The organism is Paenibacillus sp. EPM92, assembly GCF_016586185.1.
Taxonomy (GTDB): Bacteria; Bacillota; Bacilli; order Paenibacillales; family NBRC-103111; genus Paenibacillus_G; species Paenibacillus_G validus.
This window is the reverse complement of record NZ_BCPS01000064.1, coordinates 17,113-42,623: the sequence shown is the minus strand read 5'-3', so window position 1 is coordinate 42,623 and position 25,511 is coordinate 17,113. Positions and strand designations below refer to the sequence as shown.

Genomic DNA, 25,511 nt, shown 5'->3' with positions numbered 1-25,511 from the left:
AGCTGGTTAGGTGCTCTGTCCTGACTTGATTACTGGATGGACTTACTTCGCTTTTAAAATGGCGTTGCCTTTTTCTTCGAGCGTTTTCAAGCCTTGTTCGGCCGTGATGGCGCCGGAAACAACCTGGTTCAGTACGCTTTGATAGACTTCCGCCTCCACTTGAGACCACTGTGGAACCGGCGTCGATATGCTCGGGTATTCCAGGCCTTTGATAAAGACGAGGAATTCCGGATGCTCTTTAAAATAAGGCAAGTCGTAAAGGTCTTTGCGAATCGGCACGCGGAACGGGTAGAAGTTGCCGTCGTCGGCTTTTTCCCCCTTCATTACCAGCTCCTGTCCTTCTTTAGAGCCCAGGAACTTGATCAGCTTCACGGAAGCGGACAGCTTGTCGCCTTTCACGCCCGTCGGCACGGAAAGCATGTAAGGTCCGATATCGGCTGCTTTGCCTGCAGGTCCGGCCGGCACTTCGGCCGTTCCGACTTCAAATTTGTTAGCCGCCTTCCAAGCATCGGGAACCCCCCATGGTCCTTGGAATTGCATAGCCACCACCTGGTTGCGGAAATCGGCCATAACAGCCCCGCCGTCTTTATTCACTGTATCCGGAGGCGATACTTCTTTGACGAGCTTCGTATAAAATTCCAATGCCTTCTTGCCCTCAGGAGAGTTCAAGCCGACCTGATAATTGCCCTTGCCGTCATCTTTGACAATGTTCGCTCCGGCTTGATTCATGAACATATTGACCATCCAGGTAATATCGTAAACTTGCTTCCCGACGAGTCCTATGCCATATTGATCCGGTTTGCCGTCACCGTTCGTATCGACGGTCAATTTCTTGGCGGCGTCATAAAGCTCATCCCACGTTTTCGGCGGATTTTTAATACCGGCTTTGTCGAACAACGTCTTATTATAAATTAACTGAACGGAATGTCCGAGCCATGGAAAGCCGTAAAGCTTGCCGTCCCAAGTCCCCAAATCCCAAAGCTGCTGATAGTAGTTGTCCTTCTCCGCATTCAAATCCTTCGACAGATCGAGGTACGCTCCTTGCGGCGCAAGACCTCGAACGTCGCGGTAAGCGATCTGCATGACTTCCGGAGCATCTCCGCTCAAAATTTGAGTCAACAGCTTTTGACCGTTTTGGGCGCTGCCGAGCAGTTCAACTTTAACATCCTGGTTTTTCTTCTCGAACTCGTCCAGGATGACGCGAATCGCTTTGCCGCGCGGCGAATCGCTTGCCCATGCGATCTGCATGCGGATTTGGGTCGTTTTACCCGGCTCCGCTTGCGCTTGCTCTCCTGCGGTATTAGCCGATTCCGGTTTGGCGGACCCGCAAGCGGTCAGTGAAATAGCGAGCGTGCCAGCGACTACAACTTTTGGCCATTTGTTCATATGAGGTAACTCTCCCCTTTTTAGGTACTTTTATATAAAAATCCAATCATCAGCACCTTTGCCAACGTTGGCATTTTTATCTAAAAAAATTTAGGTCGACTGTCTTTCGCAAATCATCGGTGAGATCAGCACACGCGTGCCGTTTTTTTCAGCCCCGTCAAGCTGCTTGACCAGGAGCTGCATGACCGTCTGAGCCATGGATGTAATCGACTGGTCGATGGTCGTGATCGGAGGATGATAAAATTCCCCCATCTCGGTCTTATCGATGCCGAGTACGGCAACCTGCTCCGGAATGCGCAGTCCTTGCTCGTAAACCGCGCGGTATACGCCGATAGCCCTTTCATCGCCGGAGATAAAAATGGCGTCCGGATGCTGCGGCAAGGCCAGCGCCTCCTTCGTCCGCAGATAAGCCGATTCAATGCTCGACACATCGTACAGAATGTTCCACTCGATCGCCTGTTCTTGATGTGCGGAGAAATAGCGGCTGATTCCTTGCGCCCGTTCCTGATTCACGATGTAATCCGCATGGCCCAGCAAGAACAGGATGTTCCTGCGGCCCTTCGAGGCCAAATATTGGGCGGCCAGGTAACCGGCGGACACATTGTCCAAATCCACATAGGAGGTGTCGAAATGATCCATGTCTTTTCCCAGAATAACGAATGGGATTTGTCGTTCCCGCAAATACTCCACCCGTTTATCTTTTTCTTTGGTGTCGAACATGACCGCACCGTCAGCCATGCCGTGCTTCAATAGATAAAATCCGTCGTTCTCGTTCTCCTCATAGCTCTCGGCCGATGAAGAGGAAATAATCAGACGGTAATCCATCCGGTGCGCTTCCTTCATCATCTTCTGCAGAATTTCATTATGAAAAGCGCCCCAAAACCGTCCGCTATGCTGATCTACGAAAGCAATCAAGGTGTTTGTCTTCTTCTCCCTCAGGCTTTTGGCCAGCATGTTGGCTTTAAAGCCGGTTTCTGCGACCACCTTGAGGATTTTCTCTCTCGTTTCCGCCTTCACATGGGGATCTTCGTTAATGACGCGGGAAACGGTTCGAATAGACACGCCTGCCAGCTTTGCCACATCTTTGATTGTTTGCGTTTTCATTTAGGGTCCCTTACTCGAATCTAGTTTATGCCATCGTTGGCATTTATAATTGTAACCGTTCTCGCTCGGGGTGTCAATATCTAGCTTTTTGAAACCGGCGTTTTAAAAAGTCCGGCCAAAATTTGCTTCAGCGCATCGTAGGAATAACGCTCTTCCCCTAATCGAAAGTTATGTTCCATGCGGGCACTGCGGAATTCGCCATCCTGTAAATAACGGAGCACTTCCCGGCCGGCCGCCTCCATCACTTTGCTTTCCACATGGACCAATCCTTCTTCGTCTACCGTATGCTCGCTGCCCAAGGAAACGATGTGAAACCCGCATGGCTTAATGTCTGTTCCATATACCGGATATTCGTATACGGCCATCGGCTTCTTCGCATACAGGCCTTCGAGGAACTGGTTGCCCCAGCCTTCCAAAACACTCGGGTACGTGATAAAGTCCGCATGCACGTAAGCGTCCCACAACGAGTAAAGCTTCTTGCCGTTTCTGGTAACGCGGGTCGCTTCGATCCATTCGTTAATATACAGCAGCTTCACCTTCTGCCTCTCGGCTCTTCGGTTCAAGCCTTCCACGTACGCTGCCGAGGCTTCCTGAAGACCTGCGAGCACAAGCACGATTTCCCCGTCATCCCCGAGCATTCTCCCGTCATAAAGCGGGCTTTCTTTCAACAGCTTCATATTGTCCGGCTTACCGACCTCTGCCGCCAAATCAATCGCAAGCTCAATCGCTTTCCGTTCGGCGATCCGGGTTGCCTGCAGGAAAAGGATGTCGTTCTCTTTCACGCCGATCACCTTGCGAAAATCGCCGTTGTAATCGTCGAGCGTCCAGGCAGGAGCGGTAAAGTCGAATACGTTAGGCACGACGGTCGACGGTTGTCCGGTGCGCTTCAGCAGCTCCTCTTGAGCGATTTTATTAATCACGACTTGCTTGACATTCGGAAGCTTCGGCGGAAAATATTGCTCCAGCCAGTCTGAGATGCAGGCATCGGTCGGATTGCTGTACCTTGTCCGCTCCCAATGGAAATCATGATTGTGCGCGATGCAGGCGATGTTCCTCTTGCGCGCGACTTCCGCGAAAGCAATCCCTGCAGGCAGCCCCCAGCCTAACGACCAAATATTGTTGGGCACCAGCATATCCAGCTTGTATTCGTCAATCGCACGGCACAGCGCTTCCTCGATCCGGGCCGCAAACGCCAGTACATCCTCCCGGAATGCCTCGGCATCGGGATAATCCGAGAGCCGGTCGTAGGCGTTGGCGACGAATTTGTTGTTGACCGGGTGCTGATAGTGCAGCTCTTCGAGCACAATCCCTTCTTCTTCTCCCAAACTTCCGGCTAACAGATACACCCGATGACCCAATTCCTTGAGAACCTTCTTCCATTTTTCCATTTCCAAGGAAACGCCGTCGGTCTCCCCGACACGAAAGTGACATAATGCAATATTCATGCTGTGGGTTCCTCCTAAAACATAAAGTTTTCATGATGCAAGCTGGCGGCTTGCATTTTTGCCAACGTTGGCAAAAATAATGATAACCTGATTCTAAACGAATTTATCCGAAAAAACAATTCATTATTTCATACAAAAGCCCGAAATGCCTGCTCTGAGGCATTTCGGGCTTGTTAGCCGAATCCGGCCATTGGGTAACGGCCGAAAGCAGGGCGATCAGGAAGCGGCCGATGTAGCGTTCCCTTCGCCATCTTCTTTTTTCTTGCCGAGCAGTTTGCCGGCAACCACAACGACAATAGCCAGCACGATAGGAATGATGTAATGTCCAGCATGGAAATACGTTTCGAACCAGTGTCCCACCGCTTTATCCGTCAGCATCATTTCCCCTGCCGTATAACCGAGCAGGCCGGCTCCAAACCAGACAATAATCGGGAAACGGGTCATCAGCGTCATGAGAAGCTGACTGCCCCAAATAATCAACGGGATACTGATGGTAAGCCCCAGCGCGATCAGGAGCACGTTGCCTCCCGCCGCTCCCGCGACAGCAAGCACATTATCCAGGCTCATAACCAGATCGGCGATCATAATCGTCTTAATCGCTTCGGCTATGGTATTTCCCGATTTCAGATGCTCTTCTTCTCCTTCGCCTTTCACCAGCTTGACCGCAATGTAGAGCAGCAAAAGTCCCCCAAGCACTTGCACATAAGGAATGGCAAGCAGCCACACCGCCACAAACGTCAGGATGATCCGCAAACCGATCGCACCGAAGCTTCCCCAGAAGATCGCACGTTTCTGTTGGTGCGCAGGCAACGCACGGCAGGCAAGCGCAATCACTACCGCATTATCACCGCTCAATACGATGTTGATGAGGATCAATTTTAATAAGCCTACCAATAAATCGCCTTCCATACTTCGACTCTCCTTTAGTAGTTACTCATTTATGTCTATTACATTATAGTGCAGACCTGTCTGTTGTAAAAGAAAAAAAATAGAAAGCTGAACAAGTCCAACCGCTCCAAAAATAAGAACCCCTCACCCCGGGCTATCGGTTTGGGGTGAAGGGTTTATTCAGCGCCGTTACTTCGTTACAACGGCCTTGATGTTGATTTTGCGCCAATCCTGCTTCTCCAGGATGAACGAGAACACGATTCCGCCGGCCAATCCCCAGAACGGCGCTCCGATCCTGAATAACGTGATATCCGATAACGTAATCATGAAGGCAAACAGAGCGCCCAGCTTATGACCGGCCGAGAAACTCATTTGCAGGGAATTCACGAGCACTCCGATCATGGCCAATCCCCCGAGCAGCTTAATCAAGGAGGCGGGGATCGAATCCGTCAAGAGCACAGCCATCGGCGCCAATAAACCGAATAAGACCCACAATGCCCCCATCACGATCGACCCCAGGTAACGGTGTTCCTTGGGTCCGTTCTTCTCATCGGTCAGAATCGCCGTCATCGGACCGGCAATACAGGCTGAATGTGCGCCCATCAACGCATTCGCCAAAGAACCGATTCCGCTCCATCGGGTCATCGCATTCACCGGCGGCTCGTACCCGTCTCCTCTGAGAACCCCGATGCCTTGCGCGTTCTGGACGGCGATAACGGTCATCGCCAGCGGAATGACAAGCTCGCCGACGGTGCTCCAATCGAACGCGGGACTATACACATGCGGCTTCGCTATCCGGAATACGATCTCTCCTGCGGGACTCCCCCCGAAAAAAATGAGCCAGACGGCGGAAACGGCGATGGCCCCCAGAATGGGAGGAATCCGTTTGGCCCACCGGGTGAAATAGGACAAAACCAGAAACGTAAGCAGCGTCAAGCCGTTCAGCAACGGAGCGTCTTTCAGCGAGGTCACGACATTGGACCCGAAGGGGAGTAAGACACCCGAAACCATCCCCATCATGATCGGCAGCGGAATCGATTTCATCAGCTTCTCCACCAGGCCGACCATGCCAAGCAGGAGAATCAGCAGCCCCGTCAGCACATAAGCCCCGATGACGACGTTGAAGGGATGGTTGGAAAGCGACGTACCTACAAGGACAGCGCCCGGGATGGAGAAAGCTACCGCAATAGGCTGCTTGTACAAGACGGACAGCATGATCGTCAGCGCCCCGCCGGTCGCATAGACGGCGAACACCCAGGAGGAAGTCGCTTCCGGCTGGAGCTGTCCCTGTGCGGCCGATTGCAGAATGATCAGAAACGGCCCGGTGACGCCAAACAACCAAGCGATAAAGCCGCTCGTACAATGATTCATGGAAAACGGGTTCAAGCTTGTAAATCGGAACCGGCCTTTCATGCGCTATGAGCGCCTCCGAGATACGCTTGCAGGATCATGTCGTTATGCAGCAAGGCATTCGCCCGGTCGGCCAGCTTGATGCCTCCGTTTTCAATGACGTACCCGCGGTCGGCAATGCGCAGCGCCTGGCGGGCATTTTGTTCCACGAGCAGGATGGTCATGCCGCTGGCTTTCAACGTCTGAATCAACCCGAAAATTTCTTTAATCACGAGGGGAGCGAGACCCAGGGAAGGCTCATCGAGCATCAGCAACTTGGGTTGCGCCATCAATCCGCGCGCGATCGCAAGCATCTGCTGCTGTCCTCCGGAAAGCGTCCCTGCCGGATGCTGCCTGCGGTCTCTCAGCAGAGGAAAAATGTCATAGACATGTGCCAATAAATGCGGCGTATCGTGCTTGCTTGCATACATGCCGCCGGTGAGCAGATTGTCTTCGATCGTCATCCTTTTCAGAATCGCCCGGCCTTCCGGAACATGGACCAGCCCCGACTTTACGATCACATGCGTCTGTTCTTGATGGATGGGCGCGCCGTTGAAACGGATTTCCCCGTTCGTAGGCCGGATGATTCCGGAAATCGTCTTGAGCAGCGTGCTCTTCCCCGCTCCGTTCGACCCGATGAGAGCGACAACCTCTCCTTCGTATACGTCCAGATTTACGTCCCGAAGCGCTTGAATTTGCCCATATGCGGCAGAAGCTGCCTTCACTTCAAGAATCGCGGTCATACGGCCTCCTCCTCCTCGCTTCCCAAATAAGCTTCAAGCACAGCCGGATGATGCCTGATGTCCTGCGGCGTTCCCTCCGCGATTTTTTGGCCGAAATTAATGACGGTGACGATGTCGGAAATCTTCATCACCACGGACATGTCATGCTCGATAAGCAGAACCGTCACTCCATGATCGCGTATCGTCAAGATGAACTCGTTCAATTGCGCGCTCTCTTCCGGATTAAGCCCGGCCGCCGGCTCATCCAGCAAAATTAACTTGGCCCCGGAGCAAACCGCCCTGCCGATTTCCAAACGTTTCTGCTCCCCGTACGAGAGCTGGCTCGCCGGCAAATCTCGCTTACGCTCAAAGCACAGCAAGTCAAGCACTCTTTCCAATTCGCCCTCAAGGCTCTGACGCTTGTTCCCATGCAGGTAAGGAATCAGGCTGGACAGGCCGAAGGAGATTTGTGTGCCTTGACCCATCCGCAAGTTTTCCTCTACCGTCATATGCGAGAACAGCCGGATGTTTTGAAAGTTCCGGCTGATCCCGAGCTTGGCGATCCGATGCGGCTTTAACGGATTCAACAACGTTTGTTCGAAGCGAATGTCGCCGGAATCCGGTTTGTATAAGCCGGTGATCAGGTTGAACAGCGTCGTCTTCCCCGCACCGTTCGGGCCGATAATGCTGTGAATCCGCCCGGCCTTCACGTGCAGATTCAGGCCGGATATGACATCCATTCCACCGAAGCGTTTAGACAAATTTTGAATGTTCAGCATGGACGGGTAAATCCCTCCTTTAGCGAAGTGAGGATATGGATGAAGGCGACTGCCGCTGTTTGCGCGCGAACCGGCTGCGGATCGTTTTCACCGTCTTCTCCGAAATGAGACCCTGAGGCCGTACCGCCATCATGACGACGATGATGATCCCGTACACAACCAGCCTCCATTCCTCGAGCCCCCGGAAAATTTCAGGAATCAGCGTGAGAAGGAACGCGCCCGTCACCGCTCCCCAAGGGGTCTGGTACCCGCCGATCAGCACGTAGAACAAGATGAGCAGCGACGTATGAAAACCGAAGCTTTGCGGATCGATGAAAAACATGTAGTGGGCGTAATAGGCGCCGGCGATACCGGCAATGCCCGCACTGATCGTAAACGCGCATATTTTGAAAAACGTGACGTTCAATCCCATCGATTGGGCAGCGACTTCATCCTGCTCCACGGCCTTGAACGCCCAGCCTAACCGCGTGCGGTTCATATATAAGACGGCGGCAAGCACGACGACCGTGCCGACGGCCACATTCGCAAGTGTCGTTCCCGACATCCCGCTCAGCCCGGAGGCGCCTCCGATATAGTCCACATTGCGCAGCACGACCTCGATCATTTCATTAAATCCGAGCGTTCCCACGGCCAGGTAAATGCCTTTAATCCGCAGCGCCGGAAAGCCGATCGCAAACCCGACGAGTGCCGCAGCCGCAGCCCCTGCCAGAAACGATAGAACAAGCGGAATGGAGAAATGGACCGTCAGGATGGAAGAGACATAGGCGCCTAGTGCCATAAATGCTCCATGCCCCAAGGAAAGCTGCCCGGTCGCCATCGTCACGTACAAGCTTAACGCGAGGATAATGTTGATTCCTGCAAATATAAAAATCGATTGCTCCATCGGCTACACCCTTTCCGTCTGCACGCTTGAACCCATTAATCCGGTTGGGCGGAACAATAAGATAAGAATGAGCATCCCCCAAACGACGGCATCGGCGTACTCGGTCAGACCGAGCGGAAGCGCGATAGCCATGACCTCAAGCAGTCCCATCAAAATACCGCCGATCATCGCGCCCCTGATGTTCCCTAAGCCGCCGATGATCATGACCGCCAAGCCCTTCAGTCCGACCATCGTTCCCATAAACGGGGACACCGTTTCGAAACGGATCGCGTACAGCATGCCGGCGACTGCCGCCAGCAGTGAGGCCAAGACGAAGGTCGAAACGACGACGAAGCGTACATGGACGCCCAGCAGCTTCGCCGCCGTTTCGCTTTCCGAGAGCGCTCTCATCGAACGCCCCAGTTTGGTGCTTTTCATAATATAGCTTAGGCCCAGCATGGAGACGAGCGATACGAGCAGCAGGATCATTTGCGGACTGCTGATCAGCACTTCGCCGATTTGCAAATTCGACAGGTGGATGACAGAAGGAACGGACTTGGCGTCGGAACCGGACAAATTGACGACCAGCTCGGAAATGACGATGCCAAGCGCAATTGTGCTTGCCAGCGGTGCGTAATGATAATCCCGCCGAATCGGCCGGAAACTGACGAGCTCGATCACCATGCCGAGCGCAATGGAGCCAGCCAGAACGATCGGAACGGCGGCGTACAGCGGGAGGTGAACTTTATCGATCAGGATATAGACCATAATGCCCGATGTCATGAAAACTTCGCTGTGAGCCAAATTCATCATGCTGAGTACCCCGAATATCAGGGTGAACCCGATCGCCAGTAGCGAGTACAAGCTTCCCTGCAGCAGGCCGTTAATCAACTGCTGGATCAACTCCATGGTGGCGCCTCCCTTACTTTAACGGAGCGTAGTTCCCGTCTTTTATCGTAACCGTATGCACTTCCTTGACGCCGTCGCCTTCCGCATCGATCGTCATTTTGCCTTGCGTGCCTTCATAGTCCTTCAGCTTTTCCCAGCCGGATCTCACCGTTTCGCGCAGCTTCTTCACATCGCTGTCTCCATTCAAGCCGGCGTCTTTAAGCTGTTTGGCAATAATTTGGATATTGTCGTACGCATTCACCGCATACGGATCCGGCTTTGAAGCATCCGGTGTCAGCTTTACCGCTTCCGGCTCGAACTTTTTCAGAAACTCCTGGGCTTGCGCCCGGTCGATTTCCGGATACCAGTAAGTGCCTACCACGATATCTTTAGCCGCCTCGCCGGCTAATTTCGGGAAAGCCGACGCATAGATGCCAACCGTACCGATGATCGGAACGTTCACGCCCTGCCTTCTCAGCTCTTTCACCAACCCGGCCCCTTCTTGATACAAGACGCTGACGGCGATAGCCTCCGGCTTCATGCCTTTGACCTTGGTGACGATCGCGCTATAATCGGTATCTCCTGTCTTAATAGCCAAAGGATTGCTCTTGTTGACCCATTCAAAGCCGTTCTTCTCTATCGCGACAGGCAGCACATCCACACCCGCCGATTTGGAGACGGCGTCCTTCTCGTCATAAATAACGGCAAATTTCTTGACGTTGTAATGCTTGGCGAATACCGGAAGCGCCGTATTCAGCAGCTTGTCGTCCGTCATGGAGTTCCGGAACGCCCATGGACGGTTGGCTGCGGAAATACCCGGCTTGGCGGAAGCGTAAGAGATGATCGGAATCTTCAGCTCGTTGGCGATCGGAAACGTCACCTCGGCTTCACCGCTGAAGTGGGGGCCGGAAATCGCAACGACGTTTTCCTTTTCAAGCTTCCGCGTCAACAGCACCGCCTGCTTGTTGTCGCCGGCCGTATCCTCAGTCACCAATTCAAGCTTGCTGCCGTTAATGCCGCCTGCGGCGTTGATTTCATCGACTGCGATTTTAGTGGCGATTTCCTCTTTTTCTCCGTAATCTTTCCCTTTTCCCGTTTTCGGCACAAGAAAGCCGATTTTGATCGGTTTCGCTGTCGCCGTCTTCTCCTGATTTGCGCTTGGCGCGCTCGCCGGTTTCGTATCTGCCGAGCCACAGGCGCTCAACACGGAAATGAACAAACTTGCGATTGCCGCCAGACGAACCCCTTTTTTCCCAAAACTCATTTTGTTTGCCCCCTCAAGAGTATTTGGTACCGCTTTCACTAAGAAGTATACGTCACACCTGTGTACCCATGATGAAACACGACATGATCACAAGCGTTTTATGAACTTTCGTAAAATAAACATATCATATCAGGATGTGGCAAACACGGCAGTCTTCCAGGATCATGCTTTGAAAATACGGAGCGATGGCAATGAAGTGATCCAAGATCACTTGAAGCCCTCCTTTATCGGTTGCCGGATCGGAAGCGGTTTCAAAAACCGGGCGGGGGACACCTCCATATATCATTATGTTTTTATAACTTTCGTGTTATATACATAATATAATATGATCCCCGTCACACCGTCAATGCCCAAGTTTAAATCTTTTTCACGGCGGGTGCCGCATCTACGCAAACAGGCGCACAGCAAGGCAATCTGCCTCCGGTCTTGTCCGAAGTCCGATCGCCGCGTGCCGGCTGCCGCTAATAGTGCAATAATGCGGAGCCCCAGCCTAAGCCTCCGCCGAATGCCGCTAAAGCCACGACATCTCCTCGCTTGATTTTGTTTGCCTTCACCGACCGGTCCATGGCCAAAGGGATGGTTGCGGCCGAATTGTTGCCGAAATACCGGATTGTGCTGATCATTTTATGCTCCGGGACTTCGAGCGTTCTTCCTACGGCATCAATGATTCTTTGATTCGCCTGATGCGGAATCACCCAATCGACCTGCTCCAGCGTATACCGGCAATGCTCCAGCGTTTCCATGATGCTCTGGCTCATCAGGTTGACCGCCAGTCTGAAGATGCGGTTGCCGTTCATGTGAATTTTATTTTTGTTGCTTTCATCGCCGGCCCCCGGGTACCTGCTGCCGCCTCCGGGAACGATCGCAGCGTCGAAATATTCGCCGTTGGCATGAACCGCCGTATGCAGCAGTCCGAGCGTGCCGCCGCCTTCTTCACGCGATAATACGAAGGCGCCCGCTCCATCGGCAAAAATGATGCAGGTCGAGCGGTCCGTATAGTCCGTAATCCGCGATAACGTATCCGCGCCAACGACGAGTACGTGCCGGTGCGGACCGGCTTTGACAAACTTCTCGGCGACGTGCAGCGACGCGATAAAGCCCGTGCACGCTAAATGGACGTCAAATGCGGTGACTTGCCGGCAGCCGAGCCGCTGCTGCAGCTGACAGGCTACGGGCGGAAACGGATGGTCCGGCGTTTCGGTGGCCACGATAATCATATCGATATCGGCGGCGGTAATTCCCGCGCTTTGAATCGCTTCCAGTGCGGCAAAATAGGCCAAATCGGAAGTGGCCTGATCATCCGTAACGATTCTGCGTTCGGCTATACCCGTTCTTTCGAGGATCCATTGGTCCGAGGTATCCACCAGCTTCTCCAGATCGTGATTGGTTACTATATGCTCAGGGACATAAGAGCCGGTCCCGCTGACAATCGCCTTGTACATGCGCACACCCCGCTTTGCTATTCGCCTGTAAACACAGGCTTTCTTTTCTCTTGAAAGGCAGCCAGAGCCTCCACCCGATCCTTGGTCGGAATGATGACCTCATAGGCTTTGGATTCAAAATCCAGCCCCGTCTGCAGATCGCCTCCCGCTCCCACATCGATCGCGCGCTTGGCTTGATAGACCGCAAGCGGAGCATTGTTCAATATTTCGCCCGCCAGCTTCCCGCACAGCTCGGCCAGGTGTGCCTGATCGTCGGCCACCGCGTTCACGAACCCGATGGCGTGCGCCTCGTCGGCCGTTATTTTGCGGGCGGTAAGAATCAGCTCCTTCGCTTTGGAAGGGCCGATTAACCGGGGTAGCCGCTGCGTGCCGCCCGCGCCCGGAATAATCCCCAGACTGACCTCCGTAAGCCCCATCAATGCTCCGCGGATCGCATAGCGGAAGTCGCATGCCAGCGCCAGCTCGAACCCGCCGCCGAAGGCATAGCCGCTTATTGCGGCAATCGAAGGCTGCGGCAGCCGTTCCAAGGCGCTGAATACATCGCGGATTTTCCAGACGTTGCGGCGAACCTGCTGTTCATTTAACGATTTCCGTTCCTTCAGATCGGCGCCCGCGGAGAAAGCGCGCCCCTCGGCTTCCACAATGACGACGCGGATCGCTTTCGGATCGTTGGCAATTTCGTCCAAAATATTATCCAAACAAACGAGCGTTTCATAATTAAACGTGTTCAGTTCCTCCGGACGGTTCAATCGGATGCAGCCGACATGACCCCGTCTTTCCAATAGGACAGGCTGATCTCCCACCTTCGTTCCCTCCCTACGCTTCATAGTGCCAGACGCCGCTGCGCATAGCCTTCCCGATTGACGCTTTGGACTCCGCATAATCCAACAAACCGATAATCTCCGACATGACCGCCGAGAATTCAGAATCATATTTATGCGGATATAAAACTTGCGCCAATTGAAAGGCCGTCGTGCTTCCGCTGCGAATGTAAGCTTTCAATTTCTCCGCCTTTTCCTCAATGCGCGCCAACCGCTTGCCGATAAGCTCATGAGGCCGGTCCACCGGCTCGCCATGACCGGTATAGACGATGTCCGCCTTCAGCTCCAGGCACTTCGTCAAGGACCGGGCGTAAGCAACCAGCGTCGGTATCCGATTCCCTTCCCGGTCCGGTTCGACAAAGGCGTTGCTGGAAATATGCCTGATTAGATGATCGCCGGCAAACAGCCTCTTTTCCCGCTCATCCCAGAAGGCAAGATGATCCGGCGAATGGCCGGGAACCTCGATGACCCGGTAAGCTCCGATCCGGTCCGATTCCCGGAGCGTCCGGATGGGGGCCTTTATTTTACTTGGATCGTTGTCCCTGATCGCGCGTTGAAGGCGTGCGGCATGTCGTTCTCCCGCTTCCCCGCAGCCCATTTCCCGGTATAACCGCTTGTAGAAGCTTGCGCGCATGGACAAAAAATCGGGTTCTCTCGTTAATCGCGGAACCGCCTCCGGATGTGCATAAACGGGGACATCCGTGAGCGCCGTAATCCGATTGACCAACCCGGTATGGTCCGGATGGCTGTGCGTAATTAAAATTTGCGACAAATCGCGCAAAGCGAACCCGGCTCTCTCCAGAGCGCCATGGAGCGCATCCCAGCAAGCCTCGGAGTCGTCCCCGGCGTCGATTAACGTAAGCGTACGCTCATCGGACACCAGAAACATATTGACGTCGCCCACGTCGTAAGGCGTCGGCGCAACGACCGGAATGACACGGCGGGAAGCCGTAACTTCACCGTTCATCAGATATTCACTTCCCTACGTTTGTGCTTTGAACGTCCCGATAGCCTCTCAAGCGTTCAACCATGGATTAATTTGAACCGTCTCGGCGGCCGTATCCTCTTCCAGCAGCGCGCGGGCTTCGTCCGGAATCGGCACGGCAAAGATGCGATCCCCCTCCTGCTTGACCCAGCCCCGCAATTCGTAGCCGTGCCCCGTTCTCGCTTCTCCCCGGAATACCTCATGATTCAGCTTCACCGTTCTGCGGTTGACCTCCGTTACCTCGGTGGCAATGGTGATGATATCGTCATAATACAGCGGTTTCTCGAAGGTGCAGCGCACATCGAGCAATGGGAGAATGATGCCGTGCTTCTCGCCAAGCTCGGCAGGCGGGAGACCGATGCTCCGGAAAAATTGATGGCCGGCGATATCGAACCATTTGAAATAGTTCGGATAATAAACGATCCCCGCCTTGTCCGTATCCCCGAAATTGACCCTGATTTGAAACCGGTTGCGTCTCATTCGCACGTCTCCTTATTGCCGGTTACCCAACGTTTCAAAAAAACGATATGGATTATGAACATTCATAATCCATACCGCATTCCGGCGCTTATTCAGATCGTACCGGCGGTTCCTGTTATTGGCCTTGCCAGTTCGGCTGGCGCTTCTCCAGGAAGGCCGCCAAGCCTTCCTTCGCATCGGCGGAACGGAACAAGAGGTTTTGCAGCTCGCCCTCGTAACGGATGGCAACGTTGAGCGGCATTTCGATCCCGTTCTGGATCGACAGCTTGATGTTCGAAACGGCGTACGTGGCGCTGTTTGCAATTTTACGCGCATACTCCAGCGTCTTCTCTCTCGTCTGTTCTTGCGGGAACACTTTATTGACAAGTCCGATATGAAGGGCTTCCTCCGGCGTCAACAGGTCGGCCGAAACGTTCAGATCAAGCGCGCGCGACGGCCCGATCAGGCGGGCAAGGCGCTGAGTGCCGCCCGTTCCGGCAAGCACGCCGAGCGTCACTTCCGGCAAACCGATCTTGCCGGCTTTGTCGCCCATGAAGCGCAGGTCGCAGCCGAGCGCCATCTCCAGACCTCCGCCAACCGTATGCCCTTCGAGGCAGGCGATGAACACTTGCGGCGAGCGCGCGATTTTATCGAGCGTTTCGTTGCAGAACAAGCAAAATTGCGTTTTGAACTTCGGATCGGCCGCTTTCAGGAAGTTGATGTCCGCGCCGGCCGAGAAGAAATTCGGCGTATCGCTCAGCAGGACCGCGACTTTAATGGAAGGATCGAAGCGGATATCGTCGATCGCGGCATTTAATTCTCTGTAGAAGTCCAGACTGTAAGAGTTCGTTTTGTTGATATGAAGGTGAATTTCGGCAATTCCGCTTTCTTTCGTCAACGTTAAATTTTGTCCCATGATCAGTTCCTCTTTTCTTATATGGATTAGAGTCCGAATAAATTAAGCGGCTTCGGCCCGACGTAAGAAACGACGCTTTTCGTTTCGGTATACAAGTTGAGCGTTTCAAGAGCCAGCTCGCGCCCGAAGCCGGACTGCTTATAGCCCCCGAACGGAGTGCCGGGAAATGCCGAAATCGGTGAGTTGACCATCACGATACCCGCCTTGATCGCGCTTGCCACGCGATGGGCTTTGCCGTGGTCCTTCGTCCATATCGCCGAACCGAGGCCGAAGATCGTATCGTTGGCCTGACGGATGACGTCCTGCTCATCGTGAAACTTCATGACGACGACGACCGGTCCGAAAATTTCCTCCTGCGCGACGCGCATATCGTTGCGGACGTTGCCGATGACGGTCGGCATGTACCAGTGGCCCTTCTCGAATTCCGGCCCTTCCGGACGTTTGCCGCCGAGCAGCACTTCCGCCCCTTCTTCGACCGCAAGTTTTACATACCCGTCAATGACCCGCTCATGGCTAGCCGAGATGACCGCTCCCATATGCACGCCTTCGGCGAACGGATCGCCGACGCGCAGGCGCTTCGCCTTCTCGATGAACTTCTCCATGAACCGGTCATAAATGTTCGCGTGTACAAACAAGCGGGACCGCGCTTCACAGGATTGGCCTGTATTATAGAAGATTCCGTATAAGGAGCCGTCTACCGCACCGTCGATATCGCAATCGTCGAACACGATGTTCGGCGATTTCCCGCCGAGCTCCAGCGTGATCCGTTTTATCGTTTTCGAAGCGCGCGCCATAATGTCTTTACCCGTTTCCGTTTCGCCGGTAAACGCAATCTTGTCGATGCCCGGGTGCTCCGTCATATAGGGTCCGATTTCCGAACCGCTGCCTGTAATAACGTTGACCACACCCGCAGGAACGCCGGCCTCCTGGCAAATCTCCGCAAGCATGTAAGCGGTAATCGGGGTAGGGCTGGCCGGTTTCAGAACGACCGTACAACCGGTAGCCAGCGCAGGCGCAATTTTCCAGGCGGCCATCATCAAAGGATAGTTCCAGGGAATGATTTGTCCGCATACGCCGACCGGTTCCTTCACGGTATAGTTAAAAAATCCGTTCGGCACTTGATTGACGTCTCCGCTTTGCGTCATGGCTGCAGCCGCGTAAAACTCGAAGTCCTCTATCGCTTGACCGATCTGCCCCTTGGCGGCGCTGACCGTTTTACCGCTGTTCAGCACTTCCGCTTTAATTAATTCCGGCAGGCGCTCGGTCATGATGCTCGCGATTTTAATCATGATCTTGGCTCGGCGAGCCGCATTCATTTTCGGCCATTTGCCTTGCTCGAACGCCGCTCTCGCGGCGGCAACCGCCTTATCCACGTCTTCCCGGTTCGCTTTGGCGACCGTGCCGATCACCTCGCCGGTGGCAGGGTTGAACGTTTCAATGACTTCCCCGCTGCTGCTTTCCACAAATTCACCGTTGATGAATAAAGGATAATGCTGCTTCATCGAACCTACCCCCTCAGTCCCATTTTTCCACAATTGTGGCGATTCCCTGGCCGACGCCGATACACATGGAAGCCAAGGCATACCGGCAATCCCGCCGTTTCATTTCGTGCACCAGCGTCGTCATGATCCGGGCGCCGCTGCATCCCAGAGGATGCCCGAGCGCGATAGCCCCGCCGTTCACATTGACCCGCTCCGCATCAAGCCCGAGCTCCTTCACGCAAGCTAAAGACTGCGAGGCGAAAGCTTCGTTCAATTCGACCAGATCGATCTGGTTCGCGGTGAGTCCCGCCTTCTGCAGCGCTTTGCGGACGGCGGGTATAGGTCCCACCCCCATGTAATCGGGATGGACGCCTGCCGTCGCCGAAGTCACGATCCGGGCTATCGGCCGCAAGCCCAGCCGTTCCGCCGTCTGTCTCTCCATCACGAGAAGCGCGCTCGCTCCGTCGTTGATGCCGGAGGAATTGCCGGCCGTTACGGTGCCGTTCTTGCGGAACGCGGGCTTTAATTCCGCCAGCTTCTCCAGCGTCGCATCCGCCCGCGGATGCTCGTCGGTATCGAACAGAACCGTGTCGCCCTTGCGCTTGATCGGGAACGGAACGATCTCATCCTTGAACTTTCCTTCGCGGATTGCCTGCTGGGCGCGCTGCTGGCTGGTCAAGGCGAATGCGTCCTGTTCCTCGCGGCTGATCCCGTATTTGCTTGCGACATTCTCCGCCGTCTCTCCGAGCGTGATCGGCGGGTATTTCTCTTCCATGACCGGATTTACAATCCGCCAGCCCAGCATCGTATCATAGAGCGTCTGGTTGCCTCGGGCCCCGGAATGCTCCGGCTTGAGCATGACATAAGGCGCTCGGGTCATACTCTCCGTGCCGCCGGCAATAAACACGTCCCCGATATCGGCTTTGATCGCGTTCGCCGCCTGATTGACGGCCTCCAGCCCCGATCCGCACAGTCTGTTCACGGTAACCCCGGGTATCGATAAGGGGAGACCGGCCAGCAGCACCGCCATGCGGGCCACGTTCCGGTTATCTTCACCCGCCTGATTCGCGCAGCCGAAGAACACGTCTTCAATCCGTTCCGGCTCCACCCGGCTGCGGTTCAGCAGCTCGCGAATCACGTGAGCCGCCAGATCGTCCGGCCGCGTATCCTTCAACGTTCCGTTGTATTTGCCGATCGGCGTTCGAACGGCATCCACAATGACAGCTTCCCTCATGATGGAAACTTCCTCTCTTCCGGGTAAGTGTAAAATCCGCGGCCGCTTTGAAGGCCGAGCCGGTTCGCGTACAGAAGCTTCCGCAGCAGCGGCGCGGGACGATAGCGGTCTTCGCCGATTTCGCGGTGAAGGCCGTTCAGGACGGCGACAATATCATCCACGCCGACCGTATCCGCCCATTCCAACGGCCCCATCGGATAGTTCGTTCCTTGTCGCATCGCCGTGTCGATGTCCTGCGGCGATGCGATGCCTTCCATCAGCCCGAAGGCCGCTTCATTGATGATCAGGGACAAGATCCGCGCATAAACCAGGCCGACCTCATCCTGCACCGTCTCGGTTTGTTTCCCCAAGGCTTCAAAAAAACGGGCGGCCTGGCGTAATTTCGATTCCTCCGTCTGCAAGGCGGGAGCGATTTCAACCAGCTCCGACTTCTCGATCGTAGCGAACGCCGAGAAGCCGACTAACCGCGTGGAATCTTGAAGCCAAGATGCGCTTTCGGTCGCGCTGATCCCGAGCACGGTGGAAAGAATCAGCGTATCCCCGCCTGCGGCATAGGTTTCCGCCGATGCGAGATTTGCTCTCTTTTGCGCCAAATCGGCATTCGTCGTCTCCACGATGACGTCCATCTCCCGTTCAAGGCGGCTGCCGTCCGACAGCTGCACGCGTCCCGAATCGGAGCAAAGCTTGCGTAATGCCGCTGCCAGGGAGTTATTCCCCAGAATAAGAACGTTAGGGAGTTCCCTCATACGAATAATACCCCTCTCCGGTTTTTCTCCCCAGCCGGCCCGATTGCGCCATGCGCTGCTGATAGTAATGGGGACGGAAGCGCGGATCCCCGTAAAAGGCTTCATACACCGACACGGTCGTGGAGAAGTTGATATCGATCCCAATTAAGTCCTGCAGTTCAAAAGGCCCCATCCGGAACTGCCCGCTCCGCTTCATAATGCGGTCAATTTGCTCCGCCGTGGCAATGCGGTCCCCGAGAATGCGAAGCGCTTCGTTGTAGAAGGGGCGCGCCACCCGATTGACGATGAAGCCGGGCGTGTCCGCGCAAGATACCGCAGACTTCCCGATCGACGCGGCGAACTCAAGCAGCGCCCGTATCGTTTCCTCGCTCGTTCGAATGCCCTTCACCACCTCGACCAGCGGCATGAGCGGGGCCGGATTGAAGAAATGCAAGCCGGCCACCCGAGCCGGAAGACTCGTTTCGGCTGCGATCGCCGTGATCGAGAACGAGGACGTATTCGACGCCAATATCGTTTCCCCGGGACAGCTTTCGTCGAGCTTCCGGAACACATCCCGCTTGATGTCCATCGATTCGGGCACCGCTTCGATCACGAGCTGGCATTCCTGCATATCCGAGAGCCGCACCGTTGTCCGGATGGCGCCCTTCACATCTGCGGCCGCTTCGGCCGACAATTTGCCCTTCTCCGCCAATCGGTCGATTTGCCTGTCTATGGCTGCCTTGGACTTGTTGACGATTTCTTCGCTTCGATCGAAAAGAACGACCTGATAACCGTGCTGAGCCGTCGTCTGCGCGATACCGGCCCCCATCGTGCCGGAACCGATGACCCCAACCGATCGTATAACCATGTCCCTCACTCCTTATGATTCGTCCGGGTGCTCCTCTTGCCAACGAACGAATTCAAAGACGCTTTTACATGCGTTGCAATAATATTGGCGGACGAGCTGGGCCGTGCCGAACGGCGCGATCAGCGTGACGTCCTTGGATTCGCAGAAGCAGCAGAACGGTTCGGCGCATCTCTCTTCCCGGTCAACCATGGGCCGCCGTCCTATGCGCCACGTCCGCCTCGATCATTTGATCGAACCGGGCGGTCAACGCCGTGCCCGCTTTCATGTAACCGCTTGCATAAAGCTCTTGATCCGCCTCCAGCTTGACCAGCCATGCGCGCGCTTCGGCCACTCTTTCCTGCAGCGCTTCACGAAACTTGCGCGGTACCGCCCCTGTATCGTTCGCCAGCTGAACCGCCCAGCCTCTACAGTAGGCGACATGATCGCCCTGCTCTCTCAGCAGCTTATGAATGCGCATGACGATATCCGGGTGACCGGCTTCAAACATCGCCTGAAGGACCAAATTAAAGCTCACGTTGATCGTGTAAGCGGATGCAATTAATCCGATCCAATCGGTCGTGTTCCCGGCGAAACGGAACGCTTTACCCGTCTGGTCGCGAACGTCCTGCTTCTTTCCGGTTAAGCCTTTCAGATCGAAGGCCCAATTATATAACAACCTCGCATGACCGAGTTCACCTTGCGCCATCGCAATCGATGACAGGCTTGCTTCCAAATTCGGCCCGCCGACCCCGATTTCCACCAATCGGTCGCCCAGTACAAACTTATTGTCCGCGATCGTCTCCACGATGTGAATAAAAGAGTCTCTGCCTTTCGTCATCGCCCGTCACCCCATTTTTCGAAAAGCCCTTCAGGCTGTCGGATCCAAGTCATTTCCTCTCTCGGAACGACGCACATTTCCACCCAATCTTCCTCGTCATACACGAAGGTCGCGTATACCTTCGCAAGCTGGTCCGTCTCGGCCGCAACGGTGCCGACCATGACCAAGTCGTCGCCGCGTTTAATCCTGGTAAACACGTTGTATTCCTTCTTCTGCTTGCTGCTGCTGTTCATCGCGCGCTAACCCCCCACGTTTTTAATTTCTCGCGAGCAGCCGCCGAAAGGCGATCTACGGTCCAAGGAGGGCTCCAAACGACATTCATGCGCACTTGTTCAACTCCGGGTTCCTTCAACAAACGTTTTTGAATATCGCCCTCAATCCATTCCATACAAGCACAGGAGGCGGCGGTATAGGTCATCGTCACTTCCGCTTCGCCGTCTTGAACCGAAATCCCGTAGATTAATCCCATATCGACGACACTGACCGGGAATTCCGGATCCATCACTTCATATAGAGCATTCCAGCAGCGTTTCTCGATCAGGCTAATCTCGCTCATCTCAGACCACCTCTTGGCGAAGCGCTTCCAGTTCGTGGGCCCCCCGTTGAATGCGGTTTACAAATTCCTGATTGCGCGGGCCTCTGTTCTTAAAGCGCTGAATCACGTTATCCCAGGTATCCGGCTGATCGTACAGCCATTTCTTCTGGTCAGCATCGAATTTGCACGGGAACGGTACGTCCAGCACGTATTTCTGCTGCGCTTCGTCGTAATGCGCCGGCGGCTTCAATCCGATTGACTCCAGGAACGGAACGGCCGTCGACAACCATTTTTGGCGAAGCCCGTCGTTCGTCTTGCCTTTGAGCTTATAGTCAAGCTGCGCGGAGCGGCTCTTCAATTCGTCGGAAACGCCGAAGAACTCCAGCGCCATCAGGAACATCCAATCCATCGCTCTGCGAACCTGGTCCGCCGTCTCCGGATGGTCCATGGCCGCCTTCAGAATGATTTCGCCATTGCGCAGATGGAACAATTCCTCTTTATCCACTTTCACAAGCGCCCGCTTCCACGGTCCGTACGAGGTATGCTCGAAAGCGTCGCCGAGGAGCGTATAGCCTGCGCGGTCAAACAAAGCGTTGAACATGCCGAGCTCCACCCAATTTTCCAGCTCGAAATCGAAGGCGTACGGATTTTTCCACTTGTTGGCCGGCCGGTCGTACACGATGGAATCGACATTTTCCCCAAGATCTTTCAACAGGCGGTACGCGATATGCGCGTGTCCGATTTCATCCTGCATGATCGCCAGCGCCGTAATTTTGTGGTTCAGCGTAGGAGCTTGATCATACACGGTCAACAAGGGCGGTACGCTTAACAGCTCCGTATCGCCGACAATAAGCAGTGTTTGTTTTAAGGCTTGCAAATACGCCTCATCCATATCCTCCATACGTTCAACAAAAAAACCGGCATTCACTTTTTCTTTGAGTAAAGCGGAACGATCCATAACATTCACCCCATTACGTTTATTTCACTTTCGTTTCATATACATAATATATCAACGATCCAGTTTGTAGTCAATACGTTTATTTTACGTTCGTGATAAAAATGTAATAAAAGATCCCCGTTCGTCAGAAACGGGGATCTTTGGGGAAGCGCCAAGATCATGCTATAATATAGGTTCATTCAAAACCCGGAAGGAGTCCATCACGTACATGGCATCCCCACACGATTTTGTCGTATCGGACGAATTATTGCAAAAATACGAAATGACCCGAACGGAATTGGCGAATCGGCTGAACGCTCATCTGCAGCATACTTTATTGGGAGCTCTGGACATGCGTTACGCCGAACTAAGCACGGATCGGGTCGTCATGCGTATGCCCGTCAGTGCAAAAACAAGGCAGCTGTTCGGATTTTTGCACGGCGGAGCCTCGGTCGCGCTGGCCGAAACGGCCGCCTCGGTCGCTGCCTTGCTCAATATCGACTCGCGTACGCACGCCGCCTTCGGAATGGAAATCAACGCCAACCACATCCGCAGCAAAAAAGACGGCACGGTAACTGCCACAGCGGTTCCTTTGCACAAAGGACGCACCTCGATGGTATGGGATGTCCGGATTACCGACGAGCAGGAGAACCTGATTTGCGTATCGCGGTGTACGGTTGCCGTCGTCCCTATTCGCGAAGCCGATCAGGAAAGCTGGCCCGCATTTCCGTAGTAATAATGCCTGCCCTCCCGGATCTCGCTGGACAAGCGTCCCGCATCCTCCAGATACACCAAATGCGCCAACGTTTCCGCGAGCGCAAACCGCCATTGGTGCGCGTTTAATTCCCTGTGCCCGAACAAAACCAGGGCCGTTTCGTATGCGGTTCGGCCGCCGGAAGCGAGCTGAAGCACACGTTCAAGACGGCCTTCATGATGCGCCAATATTTCATCGATCCGCTGCCGCGTATCTGGAATGACGTCCGCATGAGACGTTAAAGCCAGCTGAATGTCCAGCGATTTCAGCCGGTTTAACGATTCGATGTACAGCTTCAGCGGATTGGGCGAGGCGTTCGGCCATCGGCTGATATTCGGAGTAATTTTGTGCAAAACGTGGTCGCCGGCAAACAGCAGCTTATGTTCGGGCTGGTACAAGCATACATGCCCGTCGCTATGCCCGGGGGTAATGAGGATGTCCCAGTCCATGTCGGCCAGCCGCACCGTTTGCTGCGCGAGCGGCGTAATGACGGGGAGCCGCACCCCGCCGGACAATACTTTCATTTGCGCCTTAACCTGCTCCGCCAGCTCATCCGGCATGCCGTGCGAAAGGCACATCTGCCTGACCTCCTCGGCTTGGGTGCTCCCGGGTGACCATACCTGCTTCGCCATGGTCATTTCCTGGGGGCTCATGTAGACGGGAGCTCCCGTCCAATCTTGAAGCAGCCCCGCTAAACCGAGATGATCCGGGTGAAAATGCGTCACGTACAGGCTGTGCACCGCTTTCGGGTCGATCCGCAGCCGGTCGAATACCGATTTCCAGGCTCGAACGGCCTCCTCATGCTGCATCCCCGCATCGACAATGCTCCACCCCCTGCGGTCTCGAAACAAATAGCAGTACACAAACTTCATCGGGAACGGCACCGGTATAGGAAGGCGGAATAATCCCTCCCGAATCTCACGGATCTCCATCAGGTTCTCTCCCTCTTATTCATTCGTCCTTAACCTTGGAGCGGAACGGGCGGCCGAAGTACAGAATGGCTTTTCACATCGTAAACCCCCAAAGGAACAATACGCAGACCGGGTAAAAAATCACAGGTCAAAAACAAGAGCGTGTATAAAATGTCATGAAACGGATAGCCTAGCCTCTTCAAAGCGGCCAGCAATTCATTCTGGTAGTTGACGGCTTGAGCAAAGGACGTATGATCCGTCATCATGCCGCCGACCGGCAGCGGAATCTCAAGCGCGAGCTTGCCGTCCTGTACAATGGCGATGCCGCCGCCCATCTCATGAACGCTTGCCGCGGCGCGAGCCATGGCTTCCGGGTTTTTGCCGATCGCGAGCAAATCCGTCGGGGTGTTGTACGTGGAAGCCATCCCCTCCAGCTTGTCGGCAAATCCTTCGATCAGTCCGTTCGTTCTCCACTTGCCGAAACGATCGATCAACGCCACATGCAGCAGCCCGTCTTTGCCGGCAATGTCGGCATACCCGTCCTTGGACGGAAGCGTCGTCTCCATCCCCTTCGTAATGACGGTGCTCCGGAAGCCGATGACGGGAACAGGCACATCCGGGTTCGGATGAGGGAAGCTGTATATATCCGGATTCGCCAGAACGGACTTCTCCACCTCCAGGCATCGGCCGATCCTATACCGGCTCCAGTCGATGTGCGGCAGCTCCTTCTGCAAACTTCCTCCCTCGAACACCGTCTCGCCGCCGGAAATGACGAGGCTCGGCTCGAATTGCTCCAAATCCGGCAAAATGATAATGTCCGCTCGCCGCGAAGGCGCAATGCCCCCGATTTCTTCATCCAGCCGCAGGAAGGTAGCTGCATTGACCGTTACCAATTGTATCGCTTGGACAGGCGGCAGTCCGAGCCGGACCGCTTTGCGCACCAGGCCGTTGACGAAGCCTTCTTCCAGGATAAATGCGGGATGCGGGCCGTCCGTCGTCATCAGCAGCCGGTGCGTGTCGACCTTCCCCTCCGTAATCGCCTTAATCAGCTCTTCCAAATCGGGACGAAGCGAGCTGTTTCTCAGGTTGGTCCATAACCCGAGTCTTAACCGGTCCAGCGTTTCCTGCGCGGTGATCGCCTCGTGGCAGGCACTGATGCCGGAAGCTGCAATCGCATTCAACTTCTCATAGGAGCAGCCTGCCGTATGTCCATCCGACAATTTCCCACGCTTCTTCGCGTATTCAATCGTTTCAATCAGAAAGGGGTCGCCCTCATACAGCAGAGGCCATCTCGTGACTTCCGCGGTCCCGACGACCTCCTCCATATCCAGCAGCATCCGCAGGTCAGCGTGGTTAAACCAGTCCCGCTCCCCGATGAATTCCGCCTGCGAAACCAGACGCGCAAGCCAGAGCTGGTTGCCCGGCAATTCGCGCAAATCTTCCACCATCCGTTTAAAGCCCTGTGCACCCATATGCAAATAGAAAAAGAGATTGTCGTTCACTATCGTCGTCGTTCCGGTCGAGACGCTTTGAGCGGCCAGACTGACCGGATTATAGATGACCCATGGATGGGCATGCACTTCGATAAAACCCGGGCAAACGAATTGGCCTGCGGCATCGATCACGCGCGTGTTCTCGCCGACCATCGCGCAGCTCTCCCCGACATAGGCGATCCGGTCCTTATACACGGCAACGTTCTGCGGCAGCAGCTCGCCCGAATACACATTGACGACTGTGCCGCCCTGGATAAAGAGATCGGCCGGCCGCTGGCCTTTCGACACTTCGATGAGTTCATAACGATTGGCTCTCCATTTCAACGTGACAACCTCCTCCTATATGGCAAAGTCCCCCTATCCAAGCGAGAGGGGGACTTTGCCCATATCCGAACAGCCTTGTTCG

The 25,511-nt window shown here is 54.7% G+C and carries 27 protein-coding genes; 1 reads left to right on the top strand and 26 read right to left on the bottom strand.

The genetic code is table 11. From position 1 onward, the window contains the following. Window positions 1–42 precede the first annotated feature (42 nt). The 24 genes from JMF85_RS12530 to JMF85_RS12415 form a co-directional block, all read right to left on the bottom strand. Window positions 43–1,386, bottom strand: coding sequence for an ABC transporter substrate-binding protein (locus JMF85_RS12530; RefSeq protein WP_201318312.1), 1,344 nt, complete (start codon window positions 1,384–1,386; stop codon window positions 43–45). 90 nt (window positions 1,387–1,476) lie between these two features. Further along, on the bottom strand, window positions 1,477–2,490 hold the full coding sequence (locus JMF85_RS12525; protein WP_127607518.1) for a LacI family DNA-binding transcriptional regulator: 1,014 nt from the start codon (window positions 2,488–2,490) through the stop codon (window positions 1,477–1,479). Between the two features lie 80 nt (window positions 2,491–2,570). Next, entirely contained in the window at window positions 2,571–3,935 is a 1,365-nt protein-coding gene (locus JMF85_RS12520) for a glycosyltransferase family 4 protein (protein WP_201318311.1), read from the bottom strand. 216 nt (window positions 3,936–4,151) lie between these two features. Beyond that, window positions 4,152–4,844 (bottom strand): TerC family protein, encoded by a 693-nt coding sequence (locus JMF85_RS12515; protein WP_201318310.1) that lies wholly within the window; start codon window positions 4,842–4,844, stop codon window positions 4,152–4,154. Between the two features lie 168 nt (window positions 4,845–5,012). Continuing rightward, window positions 5,013–6,236 carry a benzoate/H(+) symporter BenE family transporter gene (locus JMF85_RS12510; protein ID WP_141334452.1) on the bottom strand — a complete coding sequence of 408 codons (1,224 nt, stop codon included), beginning with the start codon at window positions 6,234–6,236 and terminating at the stop codon, window positions 5,013–5,015. After that, a complete protein-coding gene (locus JMF85_RS12505; protein WP_461752136.1) occupies window positions 6,233–6,946 on the bottom strand; it encodes an ABC transporter ATP-binding protein in 714 nt (237 codons plus the stop codon). Before JMF85_RS12505 ends, JMF85_RS12510 begins: the two co-directional genes overlap by 4 nt. A gap of 5 nt (window positions 6,947–6,951) precedes the next feature. Then, window positions 6,952–7,713 carry an ABC transporter ATP-binding protein gene (locus tag JMF85_RS12500; RefSeq protein ID WP_127607527.1) on the bottom strand — a complete coding sequence of 254 codons (762 nt, stop codon included), beginning with the start codon at window positions 7,711–7,713 and terminating at the stop codon, window positions 6,952–6,954. A gap of 19 nt (window positions 7,714–7,732) precedes the next feature. Beyond that, on the bottom strand, window positions 7,733–8,596 hold the full coding sequence (locus tag JMF85_RS12495) for a branched-chain amino acid ABC transporter permease (protein ID WP_127607529.1): 864 nt from the start codon (window positions 8,594–8,596) through the stop codon (window positions 7,733–7,735). A gap of 3 nt (window positions 8,597–8,599) precedes the next feature. Then, entirely contained in the window at window positions 8,600–9,484 is an 885-nt protein-coding gene (locus JMF85_RS12490; protein WP_054795676.1) for a branched-chain amino acid ABC transporter permease, read from the bottom strand. A 13-nt stretch (window positions 9,485–9,497) separates the two neighbouring features. After that, window positions 9,498–10,727, bottom strand: a complete 1,230-nt coding sequence (locus tag JMF85_RS12485) for an ABC transporter substrate-binding protein (protein ID WP_201318309.1) — start codon at window positions 10,725–10,727, stop codon at window positions 9,498–9,500. Window positions 10,728–11,188: 461 nt separating this feature from the next. Next, a complete protein-coding gene (locus JMF85_RS12480) occupies window positions 11,189–12,169 on the bottom strand; it encodes a beta-ketoacyl-ACP synthase III (RefSeq protein WP_054795673.1) in 981 nt (326 codons plus the stop codon). Between the two features lie 17 nt (window positions 12,170–12,186). Further along, window positions 12,187–12,996 (bottom strand): enoyl-CoA hydratase-related protein, encoded by an 810-nt coding sequence (locus JMF85_RS12475; protein ID WP_201318308.1) that lies wholly within the window; start codon window positions 12,994–12,996, stop codon window positions 12,187–12,189. After that, complete coding sequence (locus JMF85_RS12470) at window positions 12,986–13,957, bottom strand: MBL fold metallo-hydrolase (RefSeq protein ID WP_201318307.1); 972 nt, start codon at window positions 13,955–13,957, stop codon at window positions 12,986–12,988. The genes JMF85_RS12475 and JMF85_RS12470 overlap by 11 nt, the downstream gene beginning before the upstream one ends. Before the next feature lie 48 nt (window positions 13,958–14,005). Further along, window positions 14,006–14,455: an acyl-CoA thioesterase gene (locus tag JMF85_RS12465; protein WP_054795670.1), complete on the bottom strand. Its 450-nt coding sequence runs from the start codon at window positions 14,453–14,455 to the stop codon at window positions 14,006–14,008. Between the two features lie 115 nt (window positions 14,456–14,570). After that, entirely contained in the window at window positions 14,571–15,350 is a 780-nt protein-coding gene (locus tag JMF85_RS12460; protein ID WP_054795669.1) for an enoyl-CoA hydratase/isomerase family protein, read from the bottom strand. Window positions 15,351–15,376: 26 nt separating this feature from the next. Beyond that, window positions 15,377–16,852, bottom strand: a complete 1,476-nt coding sequence (locus JMF85_RS12455; RefSeq protein ID WP_127607537.1) for an aldehyde dehydrogenase family protein — start codon at window positions 16,850–16,852, stop codon at window positions 15,377–15,379. Window positions 16,853–16,865: 13 nt separating this feature from the next. After that, window positions 16,866–18,065: a thiolase family protein gene (locus JMF85_RS12450; RefSeq protein WP_054799013.1), complete on the bottom strand. Its 1,200-nt coding sequence runs from the start codon at window positions 18,063–18,065 to the stop codon at window positions 16,866–16,868. Further along, entirely contained in the window at window positions 18,062–18,811 is a 750-nt protein-coding gene (locus JMF85_RS12445) for a 3-hydroxyacyl-CoA dehydrogenase family protein (protein WP_127607539.1), read from the bottom strand. The genes JMF85_RS12450 and JMF85_RS12445 overlap by 4 nt, the downstream gene beginning before the upstream one ends. Then, a complete protein-coding gene (locus JMF85_RS12440; RefSeq protein ID WP_054795668.1) occupies window positions 18,795–19,658 on the bottom strand; it encodes a 3-hydroxyacyl-CoA dehydrogenase NAD-binding domain-containing protein in 864 nt (287 codons plus the stop codon). Before JMF85_RS12440 ends, JMF85_RS12445 begins: the two co-directional genes overlap by 17 nt. 12 nt (window positions 19,659–19,670) lie before the next feature. Beyond that, window positions 19,671–19,847, bottom strand: a complete 177-nt coding sequence (locus tag JMF85_RS12435; RefSeq protein ID WP_164751797.1) for a PaaD-like zinc ribbon domain-containing protein — start codon at window positions 19,845–19,847, stop codon at window positions 19,671–19,673. Beyond that, window positions 19,840–20,475 carry a Phenylacetic acid catabolic protein gene (locus tag JMF85_RS12430; RefSeq protein WP_141334458.1) on the bottom strand — a complete coding sequence of 212 codons (636 nt, stop codon included), beginning with the start codon at window positions 20,473–20,475 and terminating at the stop codon, window positions 19,840–19,842. Before JMF85_RS12430 ends, JMF85_RS12435 begins: the two co-directional genes overlap by 8 nt. Continuing rightward, complete coding sequence (locus JMF85_RS12425; protein WP_054795666.1) at window positions 20,472–20,708, bottom strand: hypothetical protein; 237 nt, start codon at window positions 20,706–20,708, stop codon at window positions 20,472–20,474. Before JMF85_RS12425 ends, JMF85_RS12430 begins: the two co-directional genes overlap by 4 nt. Continuing rightward, on the bottom strand, window positions 20,705–21,031 hold the full coding sequence (locus JMF85_RS12420) for a metal-sulfur cluster assembly factor (protein ID WP_127607543.1): 327 nt from the start codon (window positions 21,029–21,031) through the stop codon (window positions 20,705–20,707). The genes JMF85_RS12425 and JMF85_RS12420 overlap by 4 nt, the downstream gene beginning before the upstream one ends. A gap of 1 nt (window position 21,032) precedes the next feature. Further along, on the bottom strand, window positions 21,033–21,968 hold the full coding sequence (locus JMF85_RS12415; RefSeq protein WP_201318306.1) for a Phenylacetic acid catabolic protein: 936 nt from the start codon (window positions 21,966–21,968) through the stop codon (window positions 21,033–21,035). Between the two features lie 262 nt (window positions 21,969–22,230). Here JMF85_RS12415 and JMF85_RS12410 point away from each other — a divergent pair, with 262 nt between their 5' ends. Beyond that, window positions 22,231–22,680: a hotdog fold thioesterase gene (locus JMF85_RS12410; protein ID WP_201318372.1), complete on the top strand. Its 450-nt coding sequence runs from the start codon at window positions 22,231–22,233 to the stop codon at window positions 22,678–22,680. Here the strand turns inward: JMF85_RS12410 and JMF85_RS12405 are convergent. Then, window positions 22,653–23,633 (bottom strand): MBL fold metallo-hydrolase, encoded by a 981-nt coding sequence (locus JMF85_RS12405; protein ID WP_141334461.1) that lies wholly within the window; start codon window positions 23,631–23,633, stop codon window positions 22,653–22,655. The genes JMF85_RS12410 and JMF85_RS12405 overlap by 28 nt on opposite strands. A 29-nt stretch (window positions 23,634–23,662) precedes the next feature. After that, complete coding sequence (locus tag JMF85_RS12400; protein WP_155613835.1) at window positions 23,663–25,429, bottom strand: adenine deaminase C-terminal domain-containing protein; 1,767 nt, start codon at window positions 25,427–25,429, stop codon at window positions 23,663–23,665. Window positions 25,430–25,511 lie beyond the last annotated feature (82 nt).